This is a genomic window from Proteus sp. G2669, assembly GCF_009915245.1.
Taxonomy (GTDB): domain Bacteria; phylum Pseudomonadota; class Gammaproteobacteria; order Enterobacterales; family Enterobacteriaceae; genus Proteus.
Genome location: NZ_JAABLX010000042.1, coordinates 1 through 12,791 on the forward strand (window position 1 = coordinate 1; position 12,791 = coordinate 12,791).

Genomic DNA, 12,791 nt, shown 5'->3' on the forward strand with positions numbered 1-12,791 from the left:
CACGGCCTTTTTGTTGCTGTTGTGCCAGTTGTAAAAAGGCACCTTGTGCATCAGATGGAATAAGCTGGTGCTCTGTGATATTTAAGTTGTTATCGTACTGAAACTTCTCGCTTTGGCATTCAAACTGGTTACTGTATTGGGTTTCAACAATTTGGTCGTTGGCGTTATAGCGGTATTGTGTGCGGTTCCAGCGGGCATCGTCGATATTGACCAGATCAAAGGCTTTATCGTGTTGATAATAATAAATAGAGTAAATTTAGATGATGTTACAAGGCCGGATAGACCAATAAGCTTTTCCGGCTTGCTTCTAATATGTAGGCTAATATGTTGTTGAAAATTTAATTCCTGTAATGCTTAATTTATTTATTTCTTTAAAAAGCTCTTCATTTATAATCAAAACTCTTAAAAATGATTTAGTCAATATTACGATGGGTTCATTATTTAGTATATCTTCGTTTATAACTAGTTTCTCTATTTCATCAAAATAACCACGATCCATCGTATAGATGGATTTTTCTTTATCAATAAAATCTATATCACACAGTACATGAGCAAAATAAAAACTATTCTCATATGTTGTTTTTTTATGGATAAGAGAAACAGGAAAGTATTCTATTTTAGAGTTAGATCTATCAAATATATCTTTTAACTCTTTGGAAACTATTAATATTTGGCCACTCATAAAAAAATCAGTGGGCTTATTTTTAGATATTACTTTTACCATTAATCTAGGAAAGTTATTTCCTAATTTTTCAGGTAAAGATACTTTATGGTCTAAAATCTCTTGTATATTTTCGACTATAGCATCTGTATAGTATTTATCTTCATATGTTTCTTCTATAATATAATACATATTGCACTAGATATTTATTATAATAAGTTGTTTTGTTAGCTTAAAGTTAAAAATCAAGATAACCACCTATAGCTTTTGAGAGGGAATTGTTATTTTCCATTTCAAATTTATCAATAAAATTTTTAAAGTTATGAGCAACTAATGTTAGTCCGGAAGCAATTTGTTCATTATTAAAAGAAGGGAGTATTTCATGATCCCAAAACCATATGGTTCCTTTTATATTTCCTTGAGTGCATATACATATTTGATTTCCACCAGATGAACAACCAATGGGTATTAATTTCATTTTAAGTTCATTCTTATATGTTTCAATCATTTCAAAAATAGTATAGTCTTTATTGATATTATCTAAACCATAAAAATAATCGATAGTATCAAATCCTTTATCATCGGCCCATGGTGAAGATTCAATACCTTTGAAAATTACTATTGCATCAAATTTTACATTACTACCAAAATATAATAAAAAATCATGATAATCCTTAGGTAATATACCTGTTCTTCTCTCAAGATTTTCTAAAAGGATGATTTTTTCACTTACGTCAATGGATATAAAATTTACTCTTAAAAATTTGAGTTTGCTTATCATTTCTTACCTTTATTTAATTTTCTATATCGGATACTGAACTGATGACTTACTGCTGATTTGATGCTAATAAGTATAAAATAATTTCTTTCTCACATTGGTACATTAATTTGAGTACAGGGTTATCATAGTCACTATAAATTTCTAGATATCCTCGAGTCATATTTTTTACGATATTATTTTTTAATTTCCCTGATTCTAAAGATAAAAGTGCTTTTTTATAAAGTATCAAAATAGAATCTAAATTGTCCTCACCTTTAGATTTTTTCAACTCATTTAATGCATTGGTTATTTCATTTATTAAATATATTAATTCTTTTTTATTCATATGGTTATATTTACCTTGATGGAATGTTAGTTGTTTTTTCATCCAATTAGGTTCACAATCTCTAAAATATATTTTCATCCATACATATTTTTTAAATTGGATACATATTCCCCAAAACGTTGGCATGCATCTTCTTCTTTTTTAAACGGCTCGACCCAACTTCGTTTCCCTCTTTCTGAATGATAAACAAGCCAATTATCATATTCATAAACAAGGCAAATATTGTCATCAGGGTAACCCCTTCAAAAGAATAATAAGATAATGAAATATTATTTTATTTTAAGCGTTTTTTAATTCTACTTTATTCACAAACTCTTCTTATTTTAACGATGTTGGTGTTATTTTCATTATATTTAAATTTTTTCCAACCTTACGAATATACCTATATCAATTTACTGAAGGTATATTGATATAAATTTAACCTGTCAACTAACCTTATAGGGTTATACTAGGTAAATCGCTCAATATCAAACGATAATATATTATAGCAGTTTGATCTGAAATTTATTCTGAATAAGAAGAAAATATATTTTTCCAAGTGAAGCCATCATATAAATTCACATTATGTAAGTCGGCTACAATTAGAATATCATCACGTACATCTATATGGCCTGAGTAAACAACATTTTTTCCATTATGTTCAGGGCGGATCATATTTTCTCCATCCCAACATTGTAAGTGATAGGTGTCACATGCCCATAATTTATTATCAAACCAACGTAATTGATGAATCAAAACAGTTGAATTGTCACTATGAACTTTCTCCCAGAGGAATTCTCGGCCTCGCCATAGGTTTCCACCTTCACCTGCTATATAGACGTAACCATCAGGGGCACAGAGCACTGCACTTAATTGTTCATTAGATGGAAATCCACAAGAAATCCATTTATCGTTGATATAATGCCAGACATCTCCTTCACCACCAACTGCATACATGTCAAATTCAGAAAATCCATCTAAATCAGAAAAACCCATATTGGTGTTTATTTTTCCATCAGGCAAGCCATTGTCAAGTAGATGCCATTGGCCAATATTTATACGTTTGTATATTTTTCTTCCGAGTCCCACATGATAAGAATATTCATCAATACATTTTATATCAGTAAGACCTGAAAAAATATTAGGTGTGACTTTTTCTAGTGGATAATTGGCTCCACTACCAACGCAAAGAACATCACCATCATGTCCTCTAGAAGCTAATAATCCTTGAGCTTTGGGCTTTAAACTAACACCGACTATAGGACTGTCAAATCCTTCTAAATATGTAGAACCAATAGATGTTTCTGGAGTATCCAAATAAATTGATATTAACTTTGAGGGGATCTCATTATCCCATAAATTAGAGGCCTCATCATAAGGAATATCTTTTCGCAAACAAAGATAAATGATATTTTTATCTCGAATTGCACATCCTGTGATTAGCCAAGTTTTAAATTCTTTATCCCAATAATCTTTTTTTACATATGCCATATCGTTTACCTTATTTGTTCTATACTTGGTTTAATTATTTTTTATCATGTTAATTAAATTGTAGTTTTTAGTCATATATATCTTGCTATAGTATATGAGCGTTATTATCTTCTATTGGATTTTAATTATAATTATTAGGCCTCAATATTGATATATAATACCAATTCCCGTTATGAGCAATTCCTTCCTATCTAAAATATTATTTTGTAGCAGGATTAATATCTGTTTTATTACGGGCTATTTGATATAAGAATCTACTTTATGAGTAAATTTACCTTCTTCCCCCGTAAGAATAGATAATTTCTGTGGCGTTGATGACTTTTTTGAGTAGTGTTAAAGGATAAGATAATAGGATTTTACAATCCTTTAGTAAAATACTCTAAAACATCATCCATGGTTTCTTTATATTTAAAATTATCAACAAAAATAATTTTATCTACAGATTTTATTTTTCCCTTATAGTTAAAATCAGGAACAGCAAGAACAAAATTTATTTTATCAATTTTCATTTTTCGTAATTTTTTTTCAACTTGAGGCCAAAAGTCAGAAATTAGTTCGTTATTACCAATTTCATCTATTTTTTTTCCTGTATAACCTAATTCTTCTATAGATAAGATAATTTGGTGTTCATCATCAAATAAATCACTATTATCATCTATTTTAAAATCTATTTTTAATTTTATATCATTATTGTGAATTATAAAAAGGTCTTTAATTTCTTTCTCAGAAATAGATTCAGCAATCCATACCGCTATAGTTGTATATTCGTTCATTCCTAAAAAATCTCAAGATAAATCATATTGTCCAAAAGGAAAGTGTTTTCCTGACCATTTTTTGTTTGCTATTATGTTAAAAATATAACAGTTACTAAAATTATAGTTTCAATAATTTATTTATCATTAACTAAAATAGTTTTAAATAGCCTAATAATCCAGTGCATTACCTTGTTTTGCTGGATCGTTCCCCACAAGCATCATAATTGGCATTTCAGTATAATATGGCATTCATACGAATAATAAGATTAATATGTTAGTTAATTATATCTACCATACCATCATATTTTAGATAAGTAATACCCAAGATTTAATCCTTTAAAATCCTCACTTCTTATATAGAAACTACGGTTTATTATTTTACTAATAATTTTAAGAAATAGCTTTTTATTTTTACCGCAATATTTTTTTAAATCTAACACTTCAGCAGGGCACTTCCTTATGACATAATAAATATAATTCATAAATATGATGTTGGATATAAAAAGATTACACTCTGATTGATTTTCATTAACACAATCTATTAATACGGAAAATATCTTTTTTTTATCATTATGATACTGATTGACAAATAAGTTAGGGTGGGAATAATCTATGTATACATCATCATACGGAAGTTTATATTCACATTTGGTATCAAGTAAAAAATCTATCGTTGCCAATTGAAACTGTTTTATAGTGTCTAGTTTTTCTTTATTACTATCATCAGAAAACTTAGATGCTACTATATGTACTGTCTTTATTAATTCTTTAACATCAGTAAATTTATCACGTTCAATATTGAATAATAAAGTCTCACCTCTAACTATAAAATACTTTGAAAATCTATCCCCAATTCCTAGCTCATAGGTTAAATAATTAAAAAAATCAGACTTGCTCTCATCTTCATTTAATACACCAGTAGCACTTAAATTAGATTTAAGTTGATTCACAAAATAAGTTATAAATATGTTTTTATTTTCATAGCAAGCGTTAGTATCTATTAAAAAAACAGAAGGAATAATTCTTAAAAAGGAGAAGAAGATATCATGATTATTATATCCTCCTTGATAAATTTCTTTTCTTGCCTTTTCAAAATTAAACAAATCGCACCACCATGAAAGATATAACGAATCACCATCACCTCTCAACGATAATAATTTTTCATAATCATCATCCCAATTAGAATAAATAAAATTACATTCACCTATTGGCGATGTCCTTGGATTAAAGAGCATCTTTAGCTTATAGTTATATATCTCACTTACTGTAACTGATAATTTATTTTTATTTATCATTTTATTCTTCCTTCTGTTTTAATCCATCTTTTTTGATACGATTCTTAATTTTTGACATGAGGCTTGTATGAAAACCAATCATGTTTTTATTATAAGTTAAAGTTAAAGTTAAAGTTAAAGTTAAAGTTAAAGTTAAAGTTAAAGTTAATATTAGTATTAGTCTTCTAATCCTAGTAATTTATATTTTTCTGTCATATCTACATCTTTAGCATTAATCCAATTAATTTTTTTTGATAGTTCTAACGGTTTTTTAGAAAAATCTTTTATTGCTAAGAATACTTTTTCTGGAGAGATACAAGATCCTGTAAAAATAAGATCAAGTTGACCATCCAAATCAATTAACTGATTCATCTTGTTTTTATCTCCTAAAGAATAAAAACCTGAACCCCTATGACTATAAAGCAATGAAAAGCTTCCTTGCGCAACATTATGAGAATAAAATAAAGTGGAAATAATCTTTCCATTCTCAGAAAAGTAACGACTAGCCAGAGTTGTGTGAGACTTAGTCCAAATATGTTTGTTTTCTGGGTAGGATAGAAAAAAAAGACTATATTTTTCCAGGTGAAAAATTTTAGAAATTTTCCCATCTGGATAGCTAAACTCAAAGTAATTCACATTGAGTATCCTTTTAGTTCAAAATACAAGCAGATTTAAAATATTTTTATTAGCTCGTTATACTTATTAAGTATTAAAGTTTTTAATATCAATTCCAATCTATGATAGTTCTTCAGGTATAAAGTGTCTATTTTCTAGTCTTAAACAAGGTAGAGGCAATAGTTTTTTATACGTATAATAATTATAATGTTGAAATTATATCTTTTTTAATTTTGTTCAATGACTCTTTGTTTTTGAAGTCAGCAATATCATAAATACTAGTGTCCATAGTGTTTTCTAATTCATAATTTATATATGACTCTATATAATTATCCTATCTTCAGATATATTAATTTCAAGCTCATTTAGCGTTTCTGATGGATTTTTATTTTTTAATAAATATATTAAAAATTCCCCTTTTAAAACTGACATAATTATGGAATATATTTCTAAGCTCATCAAGTTAGCTTTTATTTGCAGGGGTTCAATTATTTGAATTTATAACATATTTAATCTTATAGAGGAGATTATTAAATCTACTTTAGATCTTTCATTAAGTGAGAAAAAACGTATTTTTAATAGCCTCATTAGATTTTCAATTGAAATATCTATATCTTTAATTTTATTTGAGATGTCTTCAAATGAGCTTAATTTTATTCTTTCTATTACATTTTTTCTAACAGAAACTTCTAGTTCACTTCCACTGTTAATGGCGTGATTTATTTTTTCAATGTAGATGCTATTAATATTACCTTTCATTTCGTTATCATATATTTTTAATAGCAGAGCATATTCAATCCAAGTCCAATAGTTGTAGTTATTTTCAAAATCAACTTCACATAATAAATTTAACAAATTTTTGTATTTCTCATTGTCTTTGAAATATAGATTATAAGCCATTTTTACAATATTTTCTAAATAACTTTTCTTTGTTTTTCTTTCATTCTGTGATAATAAGTTTATGTAATTATCATCTTCATTTAGTTTCTTTATTAAGCTATTTAAATTCATATTACTTTCTCTTTATTCAACAACAATTTTTATCATTTTCCATCAGAATGAGAGGATAATCAATGAAATATAGTTGAATTGAGCCTCTATTAATCATTAATACTAATATACTTTACACTAGCTTCCTTTTCCTCCTTATTTATACATAGCCATAGTAAACTCATCTCTATCAAATTCTGTTTTAGTTGGATAATTTTGAAGGGATTAACGCCTTCCTTTTAGCTATACCAGTCAAATTAATTGCAAATTATGACATCAGATGCATGGCCAAAAGCTTCTTTATATTGCTAGGCAAAACGAAAATAACATTTGTTTTATTTTGGGACTAAAAATGTTGGCCCATTTTCAATGTGTAAATAATAAAATTGTATAGAATCAATAATATTAATTCTTAGTAATGTATCACAATATTTGCATGAGGAGGTATTAAATCACCAACCTTTAATTTTTGGTTTAAATGTTAATGTTTAATTGTCATAACTCTTCATTAATCCATTTTAAAAGTTCTTTTTGGATAGTTTGTATATTTAAATCTTTATTCCAATTCAATAACTCTTCTTCACCATAGCCATCACTTAACATAAATAAGTATATAGTTGATTCTGGCTTTTGAAATAGGTTGTTTTTAATACAAAACTTCATTGCGTTTATACATACTTTAGCAATATTATTTTTATCGTTATCCTCTTCGTGCTCATCACTTAAAGAAAATTTCATCATCATTGATGACACGGAAGAAAAAGCAACATTATTATATAAATATTCATCATCATCTTTAGATATTGTTTCACTAAACCATTCGGCTGGGCTGTATTTGTTGGTTAGAGGATACGTATCATCTTTTTTTTCTTCAAAATATGTATTTGTATTAAATAATAAAGAAATAGATATAAAACTTTCATCTGTATATAAACAAAATGAGTTGATATTATCCCAATAACTTTGTTTTTTTATATGATTTATAGTATTTGTAATACTAAAAACTATATCAGTTTCTAATTTTTTAAAGTCCATAAAAATCCTCTCACACTATAATATTTTTTCCTTTACGAATAGCTCACCTAGTTCAGCTAAGGTCTCTTTTATTGATATACCTGTTTTTAATACGCTATTTTCTTGTTTTCTAAACTCCCTATATTGTGCATACCTTTTTGGAAAAATAGTCAACTCAAGCGGATCCATCCAATCTACCAGATAATGCACATATCCATATGAATTAAAATCCCAATGTCCTAATAGGATTGAAAAGAACTTATTGGCTGTTTTTTTTATAAATCTGATGTAATTAACTATAATTTAAGGTGGCTAAAATTAAGAATGTTAACAGGATAGATTATTCTTAACATAGATGCTTTATATCTAGTCTTTCCTTTGAACCTGTTAGGATATTCCTCTTCAAATAATGAAGTTTTTTTATAAGGATATATGCTTGATAAGTTAGTACCTGTAGCATAATAAAATGCTGTACTAACTTTCTCACAATAATAGGAAATTACATATGAAAAATTTATCTTAGTGCTGAACGAATTAATATATTTAGCAATGAGATTGGATTCATTGTATACAGATGGGTATTGTATATCAATATAAGAAAAACCTAGGAATTGTTCTGTTGTATAACCAAAAGATGCGCACCACGGTTTTATGTCTTTTTTCTCTGAATATATTAGAAATGGAGTTATATTATTCTATTTGTTCTTTTAAATCTGAAAGAGTTGTCACAACTATATCATGCCCATCTTTATATATGCTAGATTTTATTTCTTTATAATATCCTACTGATGTTATTTTTATATTAAATGTTTTGAAAAAATTAAGCTAAATTAAAAGCATTTTTTGAGTCTAATTTTCAGTATTGTATAAAGCTATCCTTGAGTACGTTTTTTATCCTGATAATTATATTTTTATATATCAAAAATTAATTATCTAATAACCCGATAGGGTCAGGTGAAATATATTGCCCGGTATCCTTATCATAGTAGCGAAAGCGATTATAATACAAGCCACTTTCTTTATCTTCATATTGTCCGGCAAACCGAAAATGACATTCAGTGTATTCAGGATTGTTATCGGCATAATTATCATGAGATTGCCAAAACGCCATTTGTCCCCACGTATTTAACCGTCCTGCCCAGCTAACAATCCCTTTTTCGCTAAAGATTTCGTGTGGCGTGCCTTGATGGTCAGTGACGACATAATGCAGTTTTCCAGGTTGATAACGTGGCATTGGAATAAATTTCGCAGTGGAGATATTAAGCGGTTGTTCGATACTGACGCTGTACAGCGAAGATATCTGCGTGATTAAGTATAAAACCAACAACAGAAAGAGCAACTCAGTGCCATGATGTTCAAGTTGATGGTTGATCATCTTAATTATAATGAATGATTAATATGGCTTAGAATATTTTCAATTAACTTTTCATCACTTTCATCTAATATGCTGTTATTTATGTTTTTTAGAATAAATCGAAGTTTCATTAAAATTTCAGTTGCAGTCGAACTATATTCAATAGCATCAATAATGGTCTCATGATACTGATGTAATCCTTGTATTTCTAAAATAGTAGCTAACTTCCTAGATTCTGTATAAATGTCAAATTTCATATTTTAAAAGTAGTCGAGCATGACTCCACGATTCAGAATTACCTTTTTCCATAAATATTTGATCAGCATAGGAGCTACTAAGGGCTCCGTTCCGCGACTGCACGTTGATACGTTAATAATCTAATGGAACATGTTGATTGATTTGTAGCGAGGTCAGTTCATGGAGTTTGACCAAAGGCATAATTAAGTTCACGTTCACCAAAGTAGGTTTGGGCGAGAATATCGTGCTCTTCATCCCATTGGTGCTTAATCTCTTGTCCGTTTATTCGTTCATAACATAAATGCCCTTGGTCGTTATACTCAAATTCCACCACCGAATTAGGATTAGTGACACGAATAAGTTGTAAGTGTTTATTGTATTTATATTTTATTATCTTTATAGTTACTTAATTATTCTGTATTGAGCTTTTCTAGTATTTTTTTTATATGGTAACTAGAATAAGGCGTTAGAATAGGAATGTTCATTGATTCTTTTTCAGTTATTGAATATTCATTCCCCCATATATCTATTTTCTTACGAGAGTTTTCAGCTCCATACAAAAAATATACATCATTCATATTTGTGGGTTTGTAGTTTTCTTGGTGACCAATAATTTGCCAATCTGAATCTGATTCATATTTTTTGTCAAATAAAAGATAGCTATCAATTATAAAAGGAGGAGTTAAGCTCTTTGCTGATTTTATTTTATTTTCATCAATAGATGGAGATTTAGAAATAAAGTTAAGTATTTCAGCTACGTGGCCTACTATAGATTTCGATATAATTCTACCAAAATAGTACTTTTCTTTATCAAATGTAAAGCAAAATACATCACCGTTTTTTATAAATCTAATCATAGTTCGAGGTTTCTTATTCCACTTCCTAATTATAATATTATTCATTTGAAGTTTTTTCCTAATTGTATTATTTTACTTTTATAAGCCTCTTTAAAGACTTTTGCTCGATCATCTTCTCTATTATGATCAAATGAATTGTATTTATTTCCTCTATTGATTAAAGATATATTTTCTCCAATTATTCCTATTTTTGTTTTATAATGTTCTATGTGAAATTGCTCATATCCACGAGATTGCCCATAATTAATATTATTTTCAATAGGCATCATTATTCCTCTAGTTGATAGTCTCCCTGTATCTCTGTGTTCAACTGTTCAACTGTTCAACTGTTCAACTGTTCAACTGTTCAACTGTTCAACTGTTCAACTGTTCTTCTTTCAAGGTTTTATAATAAGGCTTAGTGGCACCAGGGCCATATAAGGCATAAACATAGAATCCAGAATCATTGATACTAGAAGACAACCCAAACGGATCTATCCACCCAACTGGACAATGCACATACCCATACGGATTAAAGCCCCCTAATAATCCGTATGGATCAAGTGAAATATATTGCCCGGTGTCCTTATCATAGTAGCGAAAGCGATTGTAATACAAGCCACTTTCTTTATCTTCATATTGTCCGGCAAATCGAAAATGGCATTCAGTGTCGTTATCGGCATAATCATCATGGGGTTGCCAAAAGGCCATTTGTCCCCAGGTATTTAACCGTCCTGCCCAGCTAACAATCCCTTTTTCGCTAAAGATTTCGCGTGGCGTACCTTGATGGTCAATGACGATATAATGCAATTTTCCGCATTGATAACGGGCTGTGGGAGTGATTTCATTGGGCTGGTAGAGCCACTAAATTTGCGGATCATAAGCCGGTGTGCCATCGACATAAATCGGAGTTTCCTGCACCATCTGGTCACCAGACCAAAGGTAATCGACATGTTGAATTTGTTTATCTTTAAAGGGCGAATTGGGTGGTGTAGGGCGATTATCGAACACCTTACTTTTACTGAGGCGTCGCCCAAAAGCATCGTAAGTGTAACGCCAGCATTCCCCTTCAGGATTAAAACAGGCAATGAATTGATTAAGCGAACTCCATTGGTAATACCATGTTTTTGCTCGAAAATCGTGTTGATGAACCACTTTTGGGGTCGAGTGGGTGAGTCATATTCAAAACGAATTTCCGTTCCATCAGGGTGTATTGTGGCGAGCAATAAATAAAAAGGACCGTAACGATAGTGCGTAGTTTTGCCTTCGCCATGCTGTAGTGAATTAGTCGTTGTAATCCGCTAAGGGGGAATAGTAGAAAATCATGATGTGATCGTCTATGTATTAAATATCGCGATCATGTAAGAAAAAGAGAAAACAGGAGGGCATTAAAAAATTATGACTTGAAATAAAGCCCCCGAAAAACGAGGTGTACTGCACCGTGGGCTATACCCCTAAGGGTAAAAAAACCGACCTCTTCCAGCAAGACCAGCTCAGTGAAATTAAGCTTCGAAATGCGGGAACTGATTGGAGATTATAATGTGGGATAAAAGCAGAATAATAAATTGTCCGGCAAGGTTAATTAGACGGACAATTATATCTATTTTTTATCTAGTGATTTCATCCACAACAATATCATAAAAAGTGAATTTAGCATTTTTTATGAACATAAGAATTTCAGAAAATCTAGCATCTTTACTTTGTTCGCGGAGACAATCTTTTTCCAATTCATTGAGCATTAACAAGTATTTTTCATCTTGATCATCCATTGCATCATAGACTTCGTCAGTACATAAATCAAGCATCCTTATTAAACACTCATTGAAAAATAGACAACTATTTGAATTAGAAAAACCAACTATATTTTCAATTGCATTAATTAATAAAAAACCAATATAATTACGAGAAGAATTTAATAGAAAATAAAAATTATCAGATATTTTTACTTTATAACAAACAGATAAAAAATCAGATGATACGATTAATTGATTTTTTTTTATCGAAAAAAAAGACTTTTCTTGCATTACAATATTATCAATAAAATGATCAATACAATCAATCAATTCTATTTTTTTTAATTTTTCAATATCAAAAAATTTAAATTTTGGTTCGTTGTTAAAAAATAATGATGGAATACTGAGCAATAAAAATGATAATTTATTATCAATTTTATTAAGCAAAAACCAATCCAATGAATCTAATTCACTGAAATTACTACTACCATATAATGAATCAGTATCCTCCTCCAAATCATATATAGTAGTATATTGGTTTGTCATAAAGACATTGAACCCAGATAAATCCCAACGAATATCATCCATTGAATTATCCTCCTAGGCTTACAGGATGTGCCACAGGTAAAAAAACACCATCAGGTTTAGAAATCTTTCCATTAATAATCATATTACTTGTAATTGGTAAGCTCGGATCATTCGGTGAACCTCCATGAATAGCAGTACCACTGTAGCCTTTCGGACTC

Annotated in this window: 16 protein-coding genes and 1 pseudogene; all 17 read right to left on the reverse strand. The window is 29.3% G+C overall.

What is annotated here, in order from left to right; translation table 11 throughout:
- A partial coding sequence (locus tag GWI68_RS11665) for a hypothetical protein (protein WP_166540406.1) occupies nt 1–256 on the reverse strand: 256 nt, incomplete at its 3' end.
- Between the two features lie 63 nt (nt 257–319).
- Entirely contained in the window at nt 320–853 is a 534-nt protein-coding gene (locus tag GWI68_RS11670; protein ID WP_166540379.1) for a DUF1629 domain-containing protein, read from the reverse strand.
- 46 nt (nt 854–899) lie between these two features.
- Nucleotides 900–1,442, reverse strand: a complete 543-nt coding sequence (locus GWI68_RS11675) for an SMI1/KNR4 family protein (protein WP_166540380.1) — start codon at nt 1,440–1,442, stop codon at nt 900–902.
- Between the two features lie 46 nt (nt 1,443–1,488).
- Nucleotides 1,489–1,893 (reverse strand): hypothetical protein, encoded by a 405-nt coding sequence (locus tag GWI68_RS11680; RefSeq protein ID WP_166540381.1) that lies wholly within the window; start codon nt 1,891–1,893, stop codon nt 1,489–1,491.
- Nucleotides 1,894–2,271: 378 nt separating this feature from the next.
- Nucleotides 2,272–3,237 carry a hypothetical protein gene (locus GWI68_RS11685; protein WP_166540382.1) on the reverse strand — a complete coding sequence of 322 codons (966 nt, stop codon included), beginning with the start codon at nt 3,235–3,237 and terminating at the stop codon, nt 2,272–2,274.
- 356 nt (nt 3,238–3,593) lie between these two features.
- Entirely contained in the window at nt 3,594–4,010 is a 417-nt protein-coding gene (locus GWI68_RS11690; RefSeq protein ID WP_166540383.1) for a hypothetical protein, read from the reverse strand.
- Between the two features lie 281 nt (nt 4,011–4,291).
- Entirely contained in the window at nt 4,292–5,287 is a 996-nt protein-coding gene (locus tag GWI68_RS11695; protein ID WP_166540384.1) for a hypothetical protein, read from the reverse strand.
- Nucleotides 5,288–5,443: 156 nt separating this feature from the next.
- Nucleotides 5,444–5,902: a hypothetical protein gene (locus GWI68_RS11700; RefSeq protein WP_166540385.1), complete on the reverse strand. Its 459-nt coding sequence runs from the start codon at nt 5,900–5,902 to the stop codon at nt 5,444–5,446.
- Nucleotides 5,903–6,379: 477 nt separating this feature from the next.
- Nucleotides 6,380–6,892, reverse strand: a complete 513-nt coding sequence (locus GWI68_RS11705; RefSeq protein ID WP_166540386.1) for a DUF6707 family protein — start codon at nt 6,890–6,892, stop codon at nt 6,380–6,382.
- A gap of 474 nt (nt 6,893–7,366) precedes the next feature.
- Entirely contained in the window at nt 7,367–7,906 is a 540-nt protein-coding gene (locus GWI68_RS11710; protein WP_166540387.1) for a DUF4303 domain-containing protein, read from the reverse strand.
- Nucleotides 7,907–8,822: 916 nt separating this feature from the next.
- Nucleotides 8,823–9,122, reverse strand: a pseudogene (locus GWI68_RS11715) (RHS repeat-associated core domain-containing protein); the annotation flags it as partial.
- A 532-nt stretch (nt 9,123–9,654) separates the two neighbouring features.
- Nucleotides 9,655–9,810 (reverse strand): hypothetical protein, encoded by a 156-nt coding sequence (locus GWI68_RS20355; RefSeq protein WP_347877522.1) that lies wholly within the window; start codon nt 9,808–9,810, stop codon nt 9,655–9,657.
- 76 nt (nt 9,811–9,886) lie between these two features.
- Nucleotides 9,887–10,378, reverse strand: coding sequence for an Imm26 family immunity protein (locus GWI68_RS11725; protein ID WP_166540388.1), 492 nt, complete (start codon nt 10,376–10,378; stop codon nt 9,887–9,889).
- Nucleotides 10,375–10,599, reverse strand: coding sequence for a hypothetical protein (locus tag GWI68_RS11730; RefSeq protein ID WP_166540389.1), 225 nt, complete (start codon nt 10,597–10,599; stop codon nt 10,375–10,377). Before GWI68_RS11730 ends, GWI68_RS11725 begins: the two co-directional genes overlap by 4 nt.
- 88 nt (nt 10,600–10,687) lie before the next feature.
- The gene (locus GWI68_RS20360) at nt 10,688–11,122 is read right to left on the reverse strand and encodes an RHS repeat-associated core domain-containing protein (RefSeq protein WP_243733364.1); all 435 of its coding nucleotides are present in this window, start codon (nt 11,120–11,122) and stop codon (nt 10,688–10,690) included.
- 54 nt (nt 11,123–11,176) lie between these two features.
- Nucleotides 11,177–11,467: an RHS repeat domain-containing protein gene (locus GWI68_RS20365; RefSeq protein WP_227335907.1), complete on the reverse strand. Its 291-nt coding sequence runs from the start codon at nt 11,465–11,467 to the stop codon at nt 11,177–11,179.
- A 452-nt stretch (nt 11,468–11,919) separates the two neighbouring features.
- Entirely contained in the window at nt 11,920–12,633 is a 714-nt protein-coding gene (locus GWI68_RS11740; protein WP_166540390.1) for a hypothetical protein, read from the reverse strand.
- Nucleotides 12,634–12,791: the final 158 nt, after the last annotated feature.